This is a genomic window from Magnetospirillum fulvum MGU-K5, from assembly GCF_000442515.1.
Taxonomy (GTDB): Bacteria; Pseudomonadota; Alphaproteobacteria; order Rhodospirillales; family Magnetospirillaceae; genus Phaeospirillum; species Phaeospirillum fulvum_B.
Map to the genome: position 1 here is coordinate 24304 of NZ_AQPH01000025.1, position 20001 is coordinate 44304.

A 20001-nucleotide genomic window follows, 5' to 3' on the forward strand; every position below is an offset into this window, starting at 1 on the left:
AAACTAAAATTACGGCATAATCTACACTAGCTCAAAGTCGCGATGGTTCCAAAGACAACCGTTCGGATAGTTTTTGGCTAGTTATCTCTGTTTTATGATTACTCGGGCCGTGTCGGAATGTCCCGTGGGTACATGATACCATTACTGTATGACGAAAGAATGTCATGTGAAGGCACGATGCCGCCGACTTCGCGGAGAGGGGGGGATGTCCAACGGGGAGGCAAAAAAAGGGGGGCAGGTCCGTTACGGGCCTGCCCCCTTCAAAAGACTGGTTTATCAGCCCGCTTTGATCAGGGTGCCGACACCGTGCGGGGTGAACAATTCGAGGAGGACGGCGTGGGGAATCCGCCCGTCCAGGATCACCGCGGCATCGACGCCCTTGGCCACCGCATCGAGGCAGGTTTCGACCTTGGGGATCATCCCGCCCGAGATGGTGCCGTCGGCGATGAAGGCCTTGACCTGAGCGGCGGTCATTTCCGGGATCAGATTGCCCGATTTGTCGAGCACGCCGGGAACGTCGGTCAGCATCAACAGACGGCGCGAGCCGGTGGCGGCGGCGATGGCGCCGGCGGCGGTGTCGGCGTTGATGTTATAGGTCTCGCCCGCCGGACCCATGCCCACCGGCGCGACCACCGGGATGATGTCGGATTCGCGGAAGAAATCGAGAATGTGCGGGGTGATTTCGGCCGGTTCGCCGACAAAGCCCAGATCGACCGGAACGTCGCGGTTGGTTTCGGGATCGCGGCGGATATGGCGCAGCCGACGGGCGCGGATCAACTGGCCGTCCTTGCCCGACAGGCCGACGGCAAAGCCGCCCGCTTCGTTGATCGCCGACACGATCTGCTTGTTGATCTTACCGGCCAGGATCATCTCGACCACTTCGATCGTGGCCTCGTCGGTATAACGCAGACCGTCGATGCGGGGCGTGACGATGTTCAGCCGCTTCAGCATCTGGTCGATCTGCGGCCCGCCCCCGTGCACGACGACCGGATTGACCCCGACCTGACGCAACAGCACGACGTCCTGGGCGAACAGCCGGGCGAGGTCGTCCGACTCCATCGCGTGGCCGCCGAACTTGATCACCAGGGTCTCGTCCGAGAAATGGCGCATGAAGGGCAGCGCCTCGGACAGGGTCTTGGCACGCTCCAGCCAGGCCTTGCGATCATGCAGGATGTCGGGGGTGTCTTCGCTGATCATCTTAAATCTTCGCTCCACGGGCGAGGGTGGCCAACTCGGCCCGCAACTCCGCGATGCCAAGTCCGGTTTCAGAAGAGGTGGCGATCAGAGTGGGGTGGGCGGCAACGCGGCTGGCGATTTCCGCCCGGACCGTTTCGGTGACCGCCGCCAGGGCGGAATCGCTGATCTTATCGGCCTTGGTCAGCACCACCTGATAGACCACGGCCGCCTGATCGAGCATTTTCATCATGGTGCGGTCGCTGTCTTTCAGCCCATGACGGGAATCGACCAGCACGATAGCCCGACGCAGCACGCTGCGGCCGCGCAAAAAGCCCTCGACCAGCCGGGTCCAACGCTCGACCTGGGCCTTAGGGGCGCTGGCAAAGCCATAGCCCGGCATGTCGACGAGAACCAGACGTCCGCCCAGATCGAAGAAGTTCAGTTCCTGGGTACGGCCGGGGGTGTTGGAGGTCCGGGCCAGACTGTTGCGTCCGGTCAGGGCGTTCAACAGGCTGGACTTGCCGACGTTGGACCGCCCGGCAAAGGCCAGTTCGGGCAGGTCGGCGGGAGGAAGGGTGTCAAGCGACACCCCGCCCATCATAAAGCGGCATTCGCGGGCGAACAGAAGGCGCCCGGTCTCGACCGGGTCGGCATCGGCCGCCCCGGTCGAGGGATCGCGTTCGGACGTCAGGGCTTTACTCCCAGGCGACGCATGATCATCCATTGCTGGGCGATCGAGAGTGCGTTGTTCCAGGCCCAATAGATCACCAGACCCGAAGAGAAGTTCGCCAGCAGGAAGGTGAACAGGATCGGCAGGAAGGACAGAACCTTGGCCTGGACCGGATCCGGCGGCTGCGGGTTCAGCTTCTGCTGGAAGTACATCGTGATGCCCATGATCAGCGGCCACAGCCCCAGATGGAGGAAGCTGGGCGGCGCCCACGGGATCAGGCCGAACAGGGTAAAGATGTTGGTCGGGTCCTGGGCCGACAGATCGTGAATCCAGCCATAGAACGGCGCATGGCGCATTTCGATGGTGACGAACAGGACCTTATACAGGGCGAAGAAGACCGGAATCTGCACCAGGACCGGCAAGCAGCCGGACAGCGGGCTGACTTTCTCTTTCTTGTAGAGAATCATCATTTCCTGCTGAAGGCGCATCTTGTCCTCGCCAAAGCGGGCCTGAAGGGCCTGCACGGCGGGCTGGAGCTTCTTCATCTTGCTCATCGACACGTAGGACTTATTGGCCAGCGGGTACATCGCCAGCTTCAAGATCACGGTCAGGGCCAGGATCGCGAGGCCCATATTGCCCAGAGCCGAATGAAGCATCTGGAGCAGATAGAAGAACGGCTTGGTCAGGAAGTAGAACCAGCCGAAATCAATCGCGAGGTCAAAGCGGTCGATGTCGTACTTCTCGCCATAGCTGTCGAGCATGCCGACCTGCTTGGCCCCGGCGAACAGACGGAAATCGGCGTCCAGGCTGGCGCCGGGGGCAATGGTGCGGGCACCGCCCATGTAATCGACCTGATAGCGGTCGGTGTTGTCGATCCGCTGATGGACGAAGCGGGCGGTGGTCTGCTCCTTCGCCGGGGGGATCAGGGCGGTCAGCCAGTATTTGTCGGTGATCCCGGCCCAGCCGCCTTCGGACTCGTGCCGCGATACGCCGTCCTTTTTCAGGTCGTCGTACTTGGTCTCGCTCAGGGTGCGGTTGAAGACGCCAAGCGGGCCTTCATGCAGGATGTACATCCCCTCGGTATGCGGGGTGCCGGTCCGCGCCAGCAGCGAGAACGGGTGCAGCGCCACCGGACGGGTGCCGTAATTCTCGACCCGCTGCGCCACCGAGAACATGTAATTCTCGTCGATGGTGAAGGTGCGGATGAAGCGCAGCCCGTCGCCATTGTCCCAGGTCAGCACCACCGGCTGTTCCGGGGTCAGGACGGTGCCGGACTGGGGCGACCACAGAGTGTCGGGACCGGGGACCCGAATGGTCGGGTCGGTCGGGACCCAGCCGAACTCGGCCCAATACGGATTGGGCGAACCGGCGGGCGAGAGCAGAATGATCTCGGCGCTCTCGGGGTCGGTGGTCTCGTGATACTTGGCCAGGGTCAGATCGTCGATCCGGCCGCCCAGCAAAGCGATCGAGCCGTGCAGCGACGGGGTCTGGATCGAGATGCGGCGGCTGGAGGTCAGCGCCGTGGCGCGGGCTTCCACCGGATTGACGTTGGCCGGAGCGACGATGGCGGGCGCAGCCGGAGGCTGGGCCGGGCTGGTCGACGCCGACGGGGCGGTCGCCGTGGCCTGCGGGTCGCCGCAGGCAGCTCAGGAGCCTTGGCCGGCACGAAATATTGCCAGCCGATCAGGATCAGGACTGAAACGGCGATGGCGGCGAAAAGATTGCGCTGGTCGTTCATGACATCCTTTCCGACTGACGGGGCGGCGGGGGTACGGGGTCGAACCCGCCCTCGGACCAGGGGTGGCAGCGGCAGATCCGCCGGGCGGCCAGCCACGATCCGGACAAGGCGCCGTGGGTCTGCACCGCTTCCAGTGCGTAGGCCGAGCAGGTCGGGGTAAACCGGCAGCTCGGCGGCAGCAAGGGCGAGATCAGGTATTGATAGGTGCGGATCAGTCCGCGCAGGACCAGACCGACGGGGTTCATCTCTCTCCTTGGGCCGCAGGAACGGTCGCGGCGGGCTCGACGCGCAACGCCCCGAGACGTTTTAGCGCCGTGGCCAAATCCTGCAAGAGAAGAGAATATGGCCGGTCCAGGGTTTCGCGTCGTCCGATCACGACATAATCCAATCCGGGCGCGGCCCGGGCTGGAAAAATCTCGGCGACTGCGGCGCGCAAACGCCGTCTGGCCCGATTGCGGCAGACGGAGTTCCCCACCTTCTTGGAAACGGTGAAGCCGACTCGAAGCGAGTCGGCTTGCGGATCCTTGGTCGGACTGGGCGCGGCCTGAAGAATCAGACCGGGAGCCGCCCATTTGCGCCTGAGGCCGGCGACACGCAGAAAATCGGCCCGTTTTTTAAGCCGATCGAGCTGCGCCGACATCGCCCCTAAGCAGACAGCTTCTTGCGGCCCTGGCGGCGGCGGTTGTTGATGACGCGGCGGCCGCCGACGGTGGCCATGCGCGCGCGAAAGCCATGACGGCGGGCGCGAACGAGCTTGCTCGGCTGATAGGTACGCTTCACGAGGGCTACTCCGATACGAACAGACATGAAAACGAGCGGACGTGTATAAGCCGCCCGCGATGCGGAGTCAATCGTGCTGGCGGCCGATTTCGGCCCGCCTCCGCCGAAAAACGGCGCTGGACCCGGTGCCTTGGCCATCCTAGGCCGAGGTCGGTCTTTTTGCCAGAGAATGCAAAATAAAGCAAAGTCTATGGATTTAATAGATTGTGGCGCGTACTCTTTTCATGGATCGGTCACCCCGGCCGCTCCGGCCCATGCTCTATATCTCGGCGTGCGGCGTCGCTGCGTCCCTCTACGTTGAAGCGAGGTGTGTCTCATGCTCCGGCTCCCTGTCACATTTTTGCTCGCCTCGCTGCCCGGAGGAACGTGCTGGCTGGTCGGTTTGCTGCTGATTTGAAACAATTTGGGGATACATGGCGTTGGCGTGGCGATGGTAAACGGTCTATCATCGTACCTAGACAAACGGGTGTGGAAATATAAATGGCCATCGCCAAGGGCGCGGCGGATGCCGCCTGCCTGAAACGGGAATTGGTTGGGCTGTTCGGGCATCTGCAAAAAATTCGTGCGGAACTCGCCGCCCTCAATCCGCCGAGTTCGTCCGATCACTTCAACAGTATGTCGGAACAGCTTGACGCGATCGTCGCGGCGACCGAAACGGCAACCAATACTATTATGGAGAGCGTCGAGGACATCGACGGTCTGATCGCGGAGGCGCGTGTTCTGGCCGCCAGTGCCGATTCACCCCGGCTTGAGGAAATTTTCGGCACCGTCGGCGACCGGGTCAATCAGGTGTTCGAAGCCTGCTCGTTCCAGGACATTACCGGCCAGCGGGTGTCGAAGGTCGTCAACTCGCTGAAGTTCGTCGAGGATCGGGTCAATTCGATCATCCTGACCTGGGGACGCGAGGAACTGGCCAAGGTGGTGGTCGAGATCAAGCAGGAAGAAGATCCCGACCGCAAGCTCCTCCACGGCCCGCAATTGCCCGGCGAGGCAATGGGGCAGGACGATGTCGATGCCATTCTGGGCCAGGACGCGATCGACAAGCTGTTTGGTTAAGGACCGGCGGCAAACAGCCCCCCCACGCCCGGCGCGGGGGGGGCGCTCTGTTACCTATCCAGCAGATCGAGGATGTCACCCATGATCCGGGTGATCTCGTAATCCTTTGGCGTATAGATGCGGGCGCATCCGGCGGCCAGCAGGGTCCGTTCATCCTCGGGCGGGATGATGCCGCCCGCGACAACCGGGATATCGCCCAGACCAGCGGCGCGCATCCGGGTCAGAATGTCGCTGATCAGCGGCAGATGGCTCCCCGACAGGATCGACAGCCCGACGACGTGAACGCTTTCCTCCAACGCGGCATTGACGATCTGGGCCGGGGTCAGGCGGATGCCTTCGTACACCACCTCCATCCCGACATCGCGGGCGCGCACCGCGATCTGTTCCGCGCCGTTGGAATGGCCGTCCAGGCCTGGCTTGCCGACCAGAATCTTGACTCGCCGTCCGAGCTTGGCCGATACCGCCTCGACCCGCTGCCGCAAGGCCGCCAGCGCCGCCCCCTCGATGCCGGAACCGGAAGACGAAACCCCGGTAGGAGCGCGGTATTCGCCCCAGACGTCGCGCAACGTCTGGCTCCATTCGCCGGTGGTGACCCCGGCATGGGCGCAGGCGATTGACGGGTCCATCACATTGCGGTCTTCGGCGGCGGCGGCACGCAATTCGGCCAGCGCGGCGGCCACTGCGGCCGCATCGCGGCTGGCGCGGAAGGCCTTCAGCCGTTCGATCTGTTCGCCCTCGGCGCGGGGATCGACCGACAGGATCGCCCCGTCGCCGGTGGTCAGCGGGCTGGGTTCGGTCTCGGTCCAGCGATTGCCCCCCACCACCACCTGCTCGCCGGATTCGATCGCGGCGATCCGGCGGGCGTTGGATTCGACCAGCCGTCTCTTCATATAGCTGCTTTCGATCGCGGCGACGGCGCCGCCCATCGCGTCGATCTTCGCCACTTCCTCGCGTGCGCCCGCCGCCAGTTCGGCGACTTTGGCCTCGATCGCGGTGGCACCGGCAAAGATATCGCCATATTCGAGCAGGTCGGTTTCATAGGCGACGATCTGTTGCAGCCGCAGCGACCATTGCTGATCCCACGGACGCGGCAGGCCCAGCGCTTCGTTCCAGGCGGGAAGCTGCACCGCGCGGGCCCGGGAATCCTTTGACAGCACCACCGATAGCATTTCGATCAGGATGCGATAGACGTTGTTTTCGGGCTGCTGCTCGGTCAGGCCCAGGCTGTTGACCTGGACGCCATAGCGGAAGCGGCGCAGCGTCTCGTCGGTGATGCCGTAGCGGTCGCGGCAAATCTCGTCCCACAGCCGGGTGAAGGCGCGCATCTTGCAGAGTTCGGTGACGAAGCGAATGCCCGCATTGACGAAGAAGCTGATCCGCCCGACCACCTGGGGGAAGTCGGCTTCGGGCACGCGGGGGCGCACGGTGTCGAGCACCGCGATCGCGGTCGCCAGCGCATAGGCCAGTTCCTGGTCTGGCGTCGCGCCCGCTTCCTGGAGGTGGTAGGAGCAGACGTTGATCGGGTTCCATTTGGGAACCTCGCGATAGGCAAAAGCGATCACGTCGGCGGTCAGCCGCAAGGACGGGCGCGGCGCGAAGATGTGGGTGCCGCGCGACAGATATTCCTTGATGACGTCGTTCTGGGTGGTGCCGTTCAGGCTGGACCGCGCCGCGCCCTGGCGCTCGGCGGTGGCGATATAGAGCGACAACAGCCACGCCGCCGGGGCGTTAATCGTCATCGAGGTATTCATCTTTTCGAGGGGGATCCCCTCGAACAAGGTCATCATATCCCCAATATGACAGACGGGCACGCCGACCTTGCCCACTTCGCCCTGGGCCAGGGGGTGGTCGCTGTCATAGCCGGTCTGGGTCGGCAGGTCGAAGGCGATCGACAACCCGGTCTGACCCTTGGCCAGATTGGTGCGGTACAGCCGGTTGGATTCGGCGGCCGAGCTGTGTCCTGAATAGGTGCGGATCAGCCACGGCTTATCCCGTGAAGAGGAGGGGGCTCTGGGATCGGTCATCGGCGCGCTCGATTGTTTCGGTGCGGGAAAGCCGCCCGGAGGGCGACTAATTGTTTCTTAACGAAATGTATTCACGAAACAAACTATCATTTTGTGCATTGCGAAGAAAGCGGCAAAACGATAACTTTATCGGGCGGGCGCAAGGAACGAGCGCATCGCCGACAGGCCAGGCACTTGAAGGAGATCGCGTATGACCGAAGCGGCACTCTCGTCCGAGACTCGTCCGGGACAAGTTGTGAAGGATCTTTATGAACTAGGTGAGATCCCCCCGCTTGGGCACGTCCCCCGGCAGATGTACGCCTGGGCGATCCGGCGCGAACGTCACGGCAAACCCGACACCGCGATGCAGGTTGAAGTGGTCGAGACGCCGGTGATCGATTCCCATGACGTTCTGGTCATGGTGATGGCCGCCGGGGTCAATTACAACGGGGTGTGGGCCTGTCTGGGCAAGCCGATCTCGCCGTTCGATTACCACAAGGCCGACTATCACATCGCCGGGTCCGACGCCTCGGGCGTGGTGTGGGCGGTCGGCTCGAAGGTCAAGCGCTGGAAGGTCGGCGACGAGGTGGTGGTTCATTGCAACCAGACCGACGGCGACGACGAGGAATGCAATGGCGGCGACCCGATGAACTCGCCCAGCCAGCGCATCTGGGGTTACGAAACCCCCGACGGCTCGTTCGCTCAGTTCGCCCGCGTCCAGGCCCAGCAATTGATGCCGCGTCCGCGCCATCTGACCTGGGAAGCCAGCGCCTGCTATACCCTGACGCTGGCGACCGCCTACCGAATGCTGTTCGGCCATCGTCCCCACGTCCTGCGCCCCGGTCACAATGTGCTGGTGTGGGGGGCTGCTGGTGGTTTGGGCTCGATGGCGGTCCAGTTGATCGCGGTGTCGGGTGCCAACGCGATCGGCGTCGTCTCCGAGGATGACAAGCGCGATTTCGTCCTCAGCCTGGGGGCCAAGGGCGTCATCAATCGCAAGGATTTCGATTGCTGGGGCCAGTTGCCCGACGTCGACGGCGATCCCAAGCTGTTCTCGGACTATATGAAAAAGGTCCGCGAGTTCGGCAAGGCGATCTGGGACATCACCGGCAAGGGCAACGACGTCGATTTCGTGTTCGAACATCCGGGCGAATCGACCTTCCCGGTCTCGTGCAACGTCGTTAAGCGCGGCGGGATGGTGGTGTTCTGCGCCGGAACCACCGGCTTTAACCTCACCTTCGATGCCCGCTTCGTGTGGATGCGGCAAAAGCGGATTCAGGGCAGCCACTTCGCCAACCTGCTTCAGGCGGCCCAGGCCAACCAGCTGGTGATCGAGCGGCGGATCGACCCCTGCATGTCCGAGGTCTATTCCTGGGACGACATCCCGCTGGCCCACATGCGGATGCTGAGAAACGAGCACAAGCCCGGCAACATGGCGGTGCTGGTGCAGGCCCATCAGCCCGGTCGCCTGACCATCGAGGATTGCATCCACGGCTGATCTGGCCTCCGCACCTCCGGTTTTTCTTTTACGTTCAGACTCGTGCCACGCCCCCCGTCGGGGCGTGGCCGACGTGCCGCAAGGATGATAGAGCGATGACCACCCAGCTTCCCGATCTGATCGGCCTGTGCGAAACGGCGCTGGCCGCCGCCGACAGGCTGCGCGCCGATGCCAAGGACCGGGTATCGGCCCTGGTGGTGCGCGATGGCCGGGTCGCGGCGTCATTGCTGGAAACCCACCAGACCGCCGCCCATGGCTATGCCTGGCTGGCGACGACCGTCACCGCGCTGGAGCAGATGCTGGGCTGGGCCAAGCGGCTGGAGGCCGACGCCAAGCTGGGCGAGCTGGAGGCGCTGATGCTCCAGGCCGCGTTCGGGGAATATCTGTCGCAGATTCATGGCGGCATCCCGATGAGCCAGGGCGAGATTATCCGTCCCTCCGATCTCGGTCTGGAGCCGACTGATCTGCATCGTCTTGCCGAACCGGCGGTGCAGGTGCTGCGTCGCCTCGGCTGTACCGCCGCCGTGCGCAGCCAGATCGCGGCGTTGCTGCGCGACGGCCACAGCTATGGCGAGGCCGGTCTGGGCGACGAGACCCTGACCCTGATCCGGGATCAGTTCCGCCGCTTCGCCGACGAGGTGGTTGCCCCCTTCGCCCACGAATGGCACCTGAAGGACCAGTTGATTCCGATCGAAGTGGTCGATCAGGTCGCCGAGATGGGGGTGTTCGGCCTGACCCTGCCCGAGGAATATGGCGGGCTGGGGCTGGGCAAGACCGCGATGTGCGTGGTGACCGAGGAATTGTCACGCGGCTATATCGGTGTCGGTTCGCTCGGCACCCGCTCGGAAATCGCGGGCGAACTGATCCGCCTGGGCGGCACGCCCGAGCAGAAGGCGGAATGGCTGCCCCGGATCGCGTCGGGCGAGATTTTGCCTACCGCCGTCTTTACCGAACCCAACACCGGCTCGGACCTCGGTTCGTTGCGGACGCGGGCGGTGCGGACGGACGATGTCTACACCGTCACCGGGGCGAAGACCTGGATCACCCATGCCGCCCGCTCCGACCTGATGACCCTGCTGGTTCGCACCGATCCGGCCACCAGTGATTATCGCGGCCTGTCGATGTTGCTGGCCCCCAAGCCGCGCGGCACCGAGGCGGCACCGTTCCCGGCCCCCGGCATGAGCGGCGGCGAGATCAAGGTGCTGGGCTATCGCGGTATGAAGGAATACGAACTGGGCTTCGACGGCTTTACCGTTCCGGCGGCGAACCTGCTAGGCGGTGTCGAGGGCCAGGGCTTCAAGCAATTGATGGAGACCTTTGAATCCGCCCGCATCCAGACCGCGGCCCGCGCCGTCGGCGTCGCCCAGGCGGCGATGGAGACCGCGTTGCGCTATGCGACCGAGCGGGTCCAGTTCGGCAAGCCGATCTATGACTTCCCCCGCGTCGGCGGCAAAATCGCCTGGATGGCGGTCGAAACGATGATCGCCCGCCAGATGACCTATTTCTCGGCGCGGGAAAAGGATGAGGGTCACCGCTGCGATATCGAGGCGGGGATGGCCAAGCTGCTGGCCGCCCGCGTTGCCTGGGCCAATGCCGACAATGCCCTTCAGGTCCATGGCGGCAACGGCTATGCCGAGGAATATCCGGTCAGCCGCCTGCTGTGCGATGCCCGCATCCTCAACATTTTTGAGGGTGCCGCGGAAATCCAGGCCCAGGTGATCGCGCGCGGTTTGCTGGGCGGGGCGCGAGGGTAGGGGGGGCAGCTTTTCTCAATTATGGCTTTCAGCCTGCGGGCTGCGGCCCGCTCCCGCTCGGGGGAAGGCCCCCGAACCCCCTTTTTGAAACAAAGGGGGTCCGGGGCGTCGCCCCGGTTGGGTTTGGGCGAAAGCCCAATACCTTTCAGGGATAAATAAGAAAAGCTGCCCTTCGTTGACAGGCTTGGCCGCCGTCCATAGTCTGCGAGCCTGATCCAGCTATCCGGCCTGTTCTGTCATGACCGAGTCTCTTCGAATCGCGCTTGCCCAGATCAATCCCGTCGTCGGCGATATTGCCGGCAATGTCGGACTGATCCGTGATGCCCGGACCCGCGCCGCCGCGCTGGGGGCCGATCTGGTGGTGTTCGGCGAATTGTGCGTCTGCGGCTATCCTCCCGAGGATCTGGTGCAGAAGGGCGCGTTTCTCGATGCGTGCGCGGTGGCGGTGCGCGATCTGGCCGCTGAGACCGTGTCCGGTCCGGCGATCCTGGTGGGCGCGCCCTGGCGCGAGGCCGGGCAGGTCCATAATGCCGCCCTGCTGCTCGATGGCGGGGACGTCGTCGCCATCCGGTTCAAGCACCATCTGCCCAATTACGGCGTGTTCGACGAGGCGCGGCTGTTCGTGCCCGGTCCGCTGCCCGGTCCGATCACGTTTCGCGGCGTGCGGCTGGGTGTCCTGATCTGCGAAGACATGTGGTACGCCGACGTCGCCGGGGCCCTGGCCCGCGAGGGGGCCGAGATTCTGGTGGTGCCGAACGGGTCGCCGTTTGAGGACGACAAGCCGGGGATGCGGCTGGACCATGCGGCAGCCCGGGTTGCCGCGACCGGCCTGCCGCTGATCTATGTCAATCAGGTCGGCGGCCAGGACGAACTGGTGTTCGATGGCAGCAGCTTCGTCGTCGGCAGCGATGGCGGTCTGGCCGCCTCTCTGCCCCCGTGGCGGGTCGAGATCGCCCTGACCGAATGGCGGCGCGGCACCGACGGCTGGGAGTGCGCCGGATCGCTGGCCGCGCCGGTCGGGCGGCTGGAAAATCTGTATCAGGCGATGGTCGTCGGCCTGCGCGATTACGTGCGCAAGAACCGCTTTCCCGGAATCGTGCTGGGTCTGTCGGGCGGGATCGACAGCGCCTTGGCCGCTGCGGTCGCGGTCGATGCGCTGGGGGCCGATCGGGTCCGCTGCGTGATGATGCCGTCGCCCTACACCTCGGTTGACAGTCTGGAAGACGCGGCGCAGGTTGCCGCCTTGCTGGGCACCCGACTCGACACCGTCGATATCCGCCCGGCGATGGAGGCGTTCACCGGAATGCTTGCCCCGCTGTTCGGCGATGCCGCGCCCGACACTACCGAAGAGAATTTGCAGTCGCGCGCCCGTGGTCTGACCCTGATGGCGCTGTCGAACAAGTTCGGGCCGATGGTGCTGTCAACCGGCAACAAGAGCGAAATGTCCTGCGGCTATGCGACGTTGTATGGCGACATGTGCGGCGGCTATGCCGTGCTGAAGGATGTCTATAAAACCACCGTGTTCGCGGTGTCGGACTGGCGCAACCACCATCGCCCGCAAGGCGTGCTGGGGCCGGAGGGCCGGGTGATGCCGGACCGGGTGCTGACCAAGCCGCCGACCGCCGAATTGCGGCCCAACCAGACCGACCAGGACAGCCTGCCGCCCTATGAGGTGCTGGATGGCATCCTGCAATGTCTGATCGAAGGAGAGATGAGCGTGGCCGAAACCTGCGCCAAAGGCTATGACGAGGATGTTGTCCGCCGGGTGTGGCGGATGCTCGACCGCGCCGAATACAAGCGGCGTCAGGCCCCGCCCGGCGTCAAGATCACCGCGCGTGCGTTCGGTAAGGAGCGGCGTTACCCGATCACCAACGCCTTTACCCCGCGATGAGTGTCACCGTCCGCTTCGCCCCCAGCCCGACCGGGTTGCTCCATGTCGGCAATGCCCGTGTCGCCCTGATTAACTGGCTGTTCGCCCGCAACAGCGGCGGTCGCTTCGTGCTGCGGCTCGACGACACCGACCCCGAACGCTCGCGTCCCGAATTTGCCGAGGCGATCGAGGCCGATCTCCTCTGGCTCGGCCTGTCGTGGGACCGGCTGGAACGTCAGTCCGAGCGGCTTGACCGCTATCACGCGGCGGCGGAGCGTCTGAAAGACTCGGGGCGGCTGTATCCCTGCTGGGAGACATCCGAGGAATTGGAAATCCGGCGCAAGCTGGCGCTGTCGCGGGGACGGCCGCCGGTCTATGACCGCGCCAGCCTGCGGCTGAGTGCGGCCGAGATCGCTGCCCGCGAGGCCGAGGGCCGCCGCCCGCATTGGCGGTTCAAGCTCGATCATGCCGAAGTGCGCTGGGACGATCTGGTGCGCGGTCCCTGCCACGGACATGGCGAGCATTTGTCCGATCCGGTGCTGATCCGTGCCGATGGCAGCTTCCTCTACACCCTGCCCAGCGTCGTCGATGATATCGAGTTCGGCATCACCCATGTCGTGCGGGGCGAGGATCACGTCACCAACACCGTTGCCCAGATTCAGATTTTCGAGGCGCTGGGCGGGCCGGTGCCGGGCTTTGCCCATCTGTCGCTGCTGACCGATGCCGGCGGTGGCGGGCTGTCGAAGCGGTTGGGGTCGGGTTCGCTGGCCGACCTGCGCGGTCGGGGCATCGAGCCGATGGCGCTGAACGCGCTGCTGGCCCGGCTTGGCACCTCGGACGCGGTTGCGGTCCAGCACGATCTGGCTGGTCTTGCCGCCGAATTTGGTTGGGACAAGTTCGGGCGCGGCAGCCCGAAATTCGACCTTGCCCTGCTGGAGCGGCTCGATTCCCAGTTGGTGCACGAAATGAGCTTCGCCGAAGCGCAAGACTCGCTGGCCGATCTCGGTCTGGCCGAAGCGGACGAGGCATTCTGGCTGGGTGTGCGCGGCAATCTGACCCGGATGGCCGATGCGGTCGAGTGGTGGGCGATCTGCCGGGCCGACCTGACCCCGACGATCGAGGATGCCGACTTCACCGCCGCCGCCGCCGCTCTGCTGCCGCCGGAACCGTGGGATCTGTCGAGCTGGTCGGTCTGGACCGAGGCGGTGAAGCAGGCGACTGGCCGCAAGGGCAAGGCTCTGTTCCATCCGTTGCGGCTGGCGTTGACCGGGCGCGAGAATGGACCGGAACTGAAGACTCTGTTACCTCTGATCGGGCGGGCCCGGGCGCAGGCCCGGCTTGAAGGCCGCGTGGCCTGATCTTCCCTTTGAATGTCGTTTGCCGGAGACCGATCGGTGCCGCTGGTTCTTTATAATACCCTGTCCCGTCGCAAGGATCCGTTCGAGCCGCTGGCTCCCGATCATGTCGGGATGTATGTCTGCGGCCCGACCGTCTATGACCGTGCCCATATCGGCAATGCCCGGCCGGTGATCGTTTTCGACGTGCTGTACCGGCTGCTGAAGCAGACCTATCCGTCGGTCCGCTATGTCCGCAACATCACCGACGTTGACGACAAGATCAACCAGCGTGCCAAGGATTCGGGCGAGCCGATCGCGGCGATCACCGCCCGCACCACCGCCTTGTTCCACGAGGATATCCGGGCGCTGAACTGCCTGCCCCCCGATGTCGAGCCGCGCGCCACCGCCCACATCCCGCAGATGGTGGCGATGATCGCCCGGCTGATCGAGCGTGGTCACGCTTATGAAGCCGAGGGTCACGTCCTGTTCAGCGTCGGCTCGATGCCGACCTATGGGGCGCTGTCGCGGCGTTCGCAGGACGAGATGATCGCCGGTGCCCGGGTCGAGGTGGCCCCCTATAAAAAGGACCCCGGCGATTTCGTGCTGTGGAAGCCCTCGTCCGACGATCTGCCCGGCTGGGACAGCCCGTGGGGACGGGGCCGTCCCGGCTGGCACATCGAATGCTCGGCGATGAGCCTTGAACATCTGGGGGCCAGTTTCGATATCCATGGCGGCGGCCAGGATCTGGTTTTCCCGCACCATGAAAACGAGATCGCGCAGAGCGTCTGCGCCAATGGTCAGCCGTTTGCCCGCTACTGGCTCCACAATGGCTGGCTGATGGTCAATGGCGAGAAGATGTCAAAGTCGCTGGGGAATTTCATCACCGTCCGCGACCTGCTCGATCAGGCGCCGGGCGAAGCGATTCGGCTGGCGATGTTGACCACCCATTACCACCAGCCGCTCGACTGGACCGCTGATTTGCTGCGGCAATCGCGGGCGACGCTGGACCGGCTCTATACCGCGTTGCGCGCCGTCGCCGACATCCCCGCCGACGAGGCCGCCGCCGCTCCGATCGAGGTGCGCGCCGCACTCGAAGACGACCTCAATACCCCGCTGGCGATCAGCCATCTCCACGATCTGGCCGGAAGCCTCAACAAGGCGACCAGCCCGGCCGACAAGGCGCGGGGCAAGGCGCGTCTGCTCGCCTCGGGCCGTCTGCTCGGTCTGCTGTCGCACGATCCCGAAACGTGGTTCAAGACCGCGACGGCGAAGGGCAGCGGTCCCGATGATGCCGAGGTCGAGGCGATGATCGAGGCCCGCGCCGCCGCGCGCAAGGCCCGCGATTTCGCCGAGGCCGACCGGATTCGCAAGGCGCTGGCCGAGGCCGGAATCGTGTTGGAAGACGGCGCATCGGGGACGACCTGGAAACGGGGGACCTGACCCCCGATGCCGCGAGCCCCGCTTACCGGCTGGTCGTTTGCCTGGCATTGCCTGTCATTCGTGCTGGTCGTGCTGTTGTTGATCGCACCCGCGCTGTGGAACGGATATCCGCTGATCTATTTCGACAGCGAAGATTACGTCGACATGGCGTTCAGCTTTCAGCCGATCGTCTGGCGGACGATGACCTACAGCATGTTGTGCACCCTAACCCGGCTGTTCGACACGCTGTGGATCATGCCCTTGGTCCAGGCGGTGCTGACCACCTGGGTCCTGCATGAAGCGGTGATGGGCTTTGTCGGGCGATGGCGGCATATCGTGTTCCTGGCCATCGGCTTGCTGCTGGCCCTGCTGACCGGGCTGCCCTGGGTCGCCTCGCAATTACTGGCCGACGTTTTCGCCGGGGTCGCGATCCTGGGCGTTGCCGCCCTGGCCTTCGGCGAGGGGTTGCCGCGCTGGCGGCGCTGGGCGTTGGGGGTGGTGACCGCGCTGGCGATCTGCGTCCATATGTCGCATGTCGCCGTCGCCGCCGGGTTGCTGATGGTGCTGTGGGTGATGTCCGGCCTGTCGCGGCTGATCCTGCGGATGCCGCGTCCGCGTCTGACCGTTGTCAGCCTGTCGATTGTCTGCGGCATTCTGGCGGTTCCGGTGACGCACCAAATGGTTACCGGGCGGTTCTATTTCAGTGAGTCGGGGCAGGTGCTGCAACTGGCCCTGTTCGTCCAGAATGGCGTCGCTCAGGCCTATCTCGACGAGGTTTGCCCCCAGGGCGCGCCCTTGAAAATGTGCGAGCACAAGGACGAACTGCCCCGTACCGCCGACGAATTCCTGTGGGGCGACAGTCCGTTCGACGAGATGGGCGGCTGGAAGGCGATGCATGACGAGGCGGGGTTCATCGTCAAGGATGCGATCCGCCGCTTCCCGCTCAAAGTGCTGAGTGCCGCCTTTGACAACACGGTCGAGCAATTGCAATCGATCGATAGTGGCGAAGATCTGGTGCCGATGACCTGGCACTTCGTCAAAACCCAGTTGCGCCACTTCCCCGACGAGTTCCGCGAATTCCGCTTCGCCCGCCAGCAGCGGCGGCCCGCGCTTGATTTCACCGCCCAGAACGATTTCCAGGTTCCGGTCAATTACGCGGCCGAACTGGCGCTGTTGGCGGTGCTGGTGGTGGCGTGGCGGCGGCGCGACCGCTCGACCACCGGGTTGGCGGTGATCGTGACGCTGGCCATTATCGGCAATGCGATTGTCTGCGGTGCGATTTCCAATCCGCACGACCGCTATCAGAACCGGGTGGTGTGGCTGGCTTTGTTCGCCGTCGCGATCGGCGCGGTCCGTCTCGACCAGCGCTTCGCCCGCCGCCGTCCTGATTTGATCGAGACCAAGGCCGAGCCGGAACGAGGATAGGCGGTGACGCTTCCATAAAAAACCCGGCGAGGTTTCCCTCGCCGGGTTTTTTGTTGCGCCGAACCGCGATCAGCTCTTGCCCGCGCCGGTCTTGCGCGCGTTGTCGATCAACTGGCGGAAGGTGGTCTGGTCGAGCGCGCTCGACAGAATGCGGTCGCCGATGATGAAGGTGGGGGTGCCACCGATATCGAGCGAGCGGCCGAGGTCGAACACCTTGGCCAACTGACGGTCAATCTCGGGGTTGGTGACGTCCTTCTTCAACTGCTCGACATTGAAGCCCTGTTCGGCCGCGATGCGCAGCACCGTCTTCTCGTCGAGGCGGCCACGGAACTTCATCAGAGCGCGGTGGAGGTCGTCATATTTGGCCTGGCTCTGCGCCTTGGCAACCAGGGCGACACGGGCGGCGAACACCGAATCCGGCCCCAGGATCGGATATTCCTTGTAGACGACCCGGACCTTGCCGTCGGCCTTCACCGCATCCCACAGGGCGTCGAAGGTCTGCTTGCAGAAGCCGCAATTGTAATCGAAGAACTGGACGATGGTGATGTCGCCCTTGGTGTTGCCGCTGACGGGGTCTTCGGCGCTGCGATAGACGTCGTCCTTGCGGGCTTCGAGCATCTTGTGGGCGTCGGCTTCGGCCTGGGCCCGCATCTTCTCGCGCAGGGCCTCAAGCGATTCGGCCAGCACTTCGGGGTGTTCCATCAGGTAGTCGCGGACGACCTTCCTGACCGCCTCGGCCTGCTTGGGGGTCAACGCGCCGCTGTCCTGAGCGGAGGCCGGGGACGCGGTCAAGGCGAGGGCCGACGTCAGGAGAAGGGCGGCAAGGGGCTTGGCGATCATGGGAGAGTCAACCTTCGGAACCATGAGGATGAGGCAGGCATATTGGCCGATGGCCGCCGCCGGGGCAAGCACCCTGGCGGGAAAAATGCCGGGACTACTCGATGTTCTGGACCTGCTCCTTGAACTGATCGATCACCGCTTTCAGATCAAGGCCGATCCGGGTCAGCTCGACATCGGCGGATTTCGAGCACAGGGTGTTGGCCTCGCGGTTGAATTCCTGGGCCAGGAAGTCGAGCTTGCGCCCGATCACGCCGCCCTGATCGAGCAGGGCACCGGCCGCCGCGACATGGGCGGACAGGCGGTCGAGTTCCTCGCGGACATCGACCTTGACCAGCAGCAAGGCGACTTCCTGCGCGACCCGCTCCTCTGACAGGGCAGGGGCGCCTTCCAGCACCGCCGCGACCTGCTGGGTAAAGCGCTCGCGGATCGCTTCGGGGCGCAACGCGGCACAGGCGGCGGCACGAGCGGTCAGGGTCTTGATCTCGTCAAGCTGGGCCTTCAGCACCGCACCGATCCGCGCGCCTTCGCCCCGGCGTGCCGCGACCAATTGGTCCAGCACCGCCTCCAGCGATGCCTTCAAGGCGGCGGTGCGGGCGTCGCGGACGGTGTCGTCTTCGGTGGCGTCGTCCTCGGTGGCAGGCTCGATCACGCCCCGGATGGCCAGCAATCCGTCCATCCGCGCCGGGGTCAGTTCCGGGCGCACCGCCTGCCAGTCGCGGCACAGATCGACCAGACGGGTCAGCAGCGCGGTGTTGATCCGCATCTCGCCCGCTTCGGTTTGGCGCGACAGGGTCAGCGATAGCTGGACGTTGCCGCGTGCGATGCGGCGGGCGGCGGCCTCGCGGGCCGGAATGTCGAGTCCGTCGTGGCCCGAGGGCAGGCGAAGGCGCAAATCGAAACCGCGCCCATTGACGCTTTTGGCCTCCCACACCCAAGAGGTCAGGGAATCCCGCCCTTCGGCGCGGGCATAGCCGGTCATGCTGGCGACGCTCACCATCGTTCTCCCATACTCGTCACTATCATTGTGCCCTGTCGGGCCGGATTATCGCGCTCTGGCCTCATCGCCGCTGTTAGCCCTTCGCCGGAAGGAGGCGAGTGAGGCGGTCGGCCACGATGTCGGGCAGGGCGGCTCCCAGCCAGGCCAGCGCCGCCATCGGCCCGGGAAAGGCGATCCGGCCGCAATTGGCGGCCAGTTTGCGCCGGATCAGCCGGGCGGCATCGTCCGCCTGCATCAGAAACGGCATCGCGAAGGTGTTGACCTCGGTCATCGGGGTGGCGACGAAGCCGGGGCAGATCACCGAGACGGCGATACCGTCCGCCGCCAGCGCGCCGCGCAGGGCCTCGCCCCACACCCGCACCGCCGCCTTCGAGCCGCAATAAGCCGGAGCACCGCCGACGCCGCGAAAGCCCGCCATCGAACTCATCAGCGCGATCTGTCCCTTCCCGCGCGGGCGCATCGCCGCGATCGCGGGCATCACCGTATTGACGGTTCCGTCGAGATTGACGGCGAAAATCTTTCGGGTCTGGTCCGCGCCTTCGGCTCCGCCCGCGGTCCCGGCGGAAATACCGGCATTGGCGATCACCAGATCGAGCGGACGGTGGCGGTCGCAGGCCGCGATCCAGGCGGCGACTGCCTCGGACTCGGTGACGTCGAGGGCGGCCGTCACCACCTCGGCCTCGCGCTCGCGGCAGGTCTGGGCCACCGCCGCCAGCCGGGCCTCGTCGCGTCCGGTCAGAAACAGCGTGATCCCGGCTTTGGCATAGCCTTGGGCCAGCGCCGCCCCCAGCCCCGATGAGGCCCCGGTGATCAGGATCGCGGCGGGATCAGCGCAGGGTGATGGTGAGGGCATGATGCTGTTCCGTCGGAGCGATGGTAAATGCGGCCTGTTCGAAATCCGGCGGTCCGAACGGCGCGCTGGCATCGTTGGAGAACCCGTAAGGTTCGGTCGGCATGCCGATGAAGGTCTTGTCGAGTTGTTCGTTGCCGTTGCTGTCCTGGTACAACGCGATGGCATAGCGGCCGGGCGGCAGGTCGGCAAGCGTCACCACCACCGAACCATGCAGCGGATATTGTGAGAATTTGGCAGCCGGCGACTCGCGGCGGTCGAAGCTGTCGGCATCGCGGAACACCATCCCTCGCACCGCGCCCTCGGCGGCTTTGGTGATCGTGATCGTCAGATCGGCGGCCTGCGCCGCCCCGGCGGCACACAAAACGATAAGCGACAGCAGGGCCGTCCGCATTCAGCATCTCCGGGAGAAGTCTCTTTTGGCGAGATTTTTCCGCCACTTAAATCAGGGCGCAGCCTAGCGCCCCCCGACCCGTCCGCGCAAGCCGCCTGCCTTAGCCGTTAACCATGATCCGGTTGCGGCCGGTCTTTTTAGCCGCGTACATCGCCTGATCAGCCTCGTCCATCACCCTGTCGAACCCGATCTCG

General features: G+C 64.8%; 17 protein-coding genes and 1 pseudogene. 7 read left to right on the forward strand and 11 right to left on the reverse strand.

Features of this window, described 5'->3' with window-relative positions; translation table 11 throughout:
* Nucleotides 1-276 precede the first annotated feature (276 nt).
* From argB to rpmH, 6 genes and pseudogenes are all read right to left on the reverse strand, one after another.
* On the reverse strand, nt 277-1197 hold the full coding sequence (gene argB / locus K678_RS08350) for an acetylglutamate kinase (protein ID WP_021132021.1): 921 nt from the start codon (nt 1195-1197) through the stop codon (nt 277-279).
* Between the two features lies 1 nt (nt 1198).
* Nucleotides 1199-1900: a ribosome biogenesis GTP-binding protein YihA/YsxC gene (gene yihA / locus K678_RS08355; RefSeq protein WP_021132022.1), complete on the reverse strand. Its 702-nt coding sequence runs from the start codon at nt 1898-1900 to the stop codon at nt 1199-1201.
* Nucleotides 1864-3414 (reverse strand): annotated as a pseudogene (gene yidC, locus K678_RS08360) (membrane protein insertase YidC); the annotation flags it as partial. The pseudogene yidC and the gene yihA, both read right to left, overlap by 37 nt.
* Nucleotides 3415-3580: 166 nt before the next feature.
* Nucleotides 3581-3829, reverse strand: a complete 249-nt coding sequence (gene yidD, locus K678_RS08365; RefSeq protein WP_021132024.1) for a membrane protein insertion efficiency factor YidD — start codon at nt 3827-3829, stop codon at nt 3581-3583.
* Nucleotides 3826-4224 (reverse strand): ribonuclease P protein component, encoded by a 399-nt coding sequence (rnpA, locus tag K678_RS08370; protein WP_021132025.1) that lies wholly within the window; start codon nt 4222-4224, stop codon nt 3826-3828. The genes yidD and rnpA overlap by 4 nt, the downstream gene beginning before the upstream one ends.
* A gap of 5 nt (nt 4225-4229) precedes the next feature.
* Nucleotides 4230-4364 (reverse strand): 50S ribosomal protein L34, encoded by a 135-nt coding sequence (gene rpmH / locus K678_RS08375; protein ID WP_021132026.1) that lies wholly within the window; start codon nt 4362-4364, stop codon nt 4230-4232.
* Nucleotides 4365-4844: 480 nt separating this feature from the next.
* Here rpmH and K678_RS08380 point away from each other — a divergent pair, with 480 nt between their 5' ends.
* Nucleotides 4845-5420 (forward strand): protein phosphatase CheZ, encoded by a 576-nt coding sequence (locus tag K678_RS08380; protein ID WP_021132027.1) that lies wholly within the window; start codon nt 4845-4847, stop codon nt 5418-5420.
* Nucleotides 5421-5470: 50 nt separating this feature from the next.
* Here K678_RS08380 and K678_RS08385 read toward each other — a convergent pair whose 3' ends face one another.
* Nucleotides 5471-7444, reverse strand: a complete 1974-nt coding sequence (locus K678_RS08385; RefSeq protein ID WP_021132028.1) for a protein meaA — start codon at nt 7442-7444, stop codon at nt 5471-5473.
* A 190-nt stretch (nt 7445-7634) separates the two neighbouring features.
* On the opposite strand from K678_RS08385, the gene ccrA reads away from it, so the two are divergent.
* From ccrA to K678_RS08415, 6 genes are all read left to right on the forward strand, one after another.
* Complete coding sequence (gene ccrA / locus K678_RS08390) at nt 7635-8921, forward strand: crotonyl-CoA carboxylase/reductase (RefSeq protein ID WP_021132029.1); 1287 nt, start codon at nt 7635-7637, stop codon at nt 8919-8921.
* Between the two features lie 95 nt (nt 8922-9016).
* On the forward strand, nt 9017-10675 hold the full coding sequence (locus K678_RS08395) for an acyl-CoA dehydrogenase family protein (RefSeq protein ID WP_021132030.1): 1659 nt from the start codon (nt 9017-9019) through the stop codon (nt 10673-10675).
* A gap of 238 nt (nt 10676-10913) precedes the next feature.
* Entirely contained in the window at nt 10914-12566 is a 1653-nt protein-coding gene (locus tag K678_RS08400; RefSeq protein ID WP_021132031.1) for an NAD+ synthase, read from the forward strand.
* Nucleotides 12563-13903, forward strand: a complete 1341-nt coding sequence (gene gltX / locus K678_RS08405; RefSeq protein ID WP_021132032.1) for a glutamate--tRNA ligase — start codon at nt 12563-12565, stop codon at nt 13901-13903. The genes K678_RS08400 and gltX overlap by 4 nt, the downstream gene beginning before the upstream one ends.
* A 36-nt stretch (nt 13904-13939) precedes the next feature.
* Nucleotides 13940-15322 (forward strand): cysteine--tRNA ligase, encoded by a 1383-nt coding sequence (gene cysS / locus K678_RS08410; RefSeq protein ID WP_039852532.1) that lies wholly within the window; start codon nt 13940-13942, stop codon nt 15320-15322.
* A gap of 6 nt (nt 15323-15328) precedes the next feature.
* Nucleotides 15329-16726 (forward strand): hypothetical protein, encoded by a 1398-nt coding sequence (locus tag K678_RS08415; protein WP_021132034.1) that lies wholly within the window; start codon nt 15329-15331, stop codon nt 16724-16726.
* Between the two features lie 69 nt (nt 16727-16795).
* On the opposite strand, the gene K678_RS08420 is transcribed toward K678_RS08415, so the two are convergent.
* The 4 genes from K678_RS08420 to K678_RS08435 form a co-directional block, all read right to left on the reverse strand.
* Nucleotides 16796-17566: a DsbA family protein gene (locus K678_RS08420; protein WP_021132035.1), complete on the reverse strand. Its 771-nt coding sequence runs from the start codon at nt 17564-17566 to the stop codon at nt 16796-16798.
* Nucleotides 17567-17660: 94 nt separating this feature from the next.
* Nucleotides 17661-18563, reverse strand: a complete 903-nt coding sequence (locus tag K678_RS08425; RefSeq protein WP_021132036.1) for a YicC/YloC family endoribonuclease — start codon at nt 18561-18563, stop codon at nt 17661-17663.
* Between the two features lie 73 nt (nt 18564-18636).
* Nucleotides 18637-19416, reverse strand: a complete 780-nt coding sequence (locus tag K678_RS08430; RefSeq protein WP_021132037.1) for an SDR family NAD(P)-dependent oxidoreductase — start codon at nt 19414-19416, stop codon at nt 18637-18639.
* On the reverse strand, nt 19391-19807 hold the full coding sequence (locus tag K678_RS08435) for a DUF2141 domain-containing protein (RefSeq protein WP_021132038.1): 417 nt from the start codon (nt 19805-19807) through the stop codon (nt 19391-19393). The genes K678_RS08430 and K678_RS08435 overlap by 26 nt, the downstream gene beginning before the upstream one ends.
* Between the last annotated feature and the right edge of the window lie 194 nt (nt 19808-20001).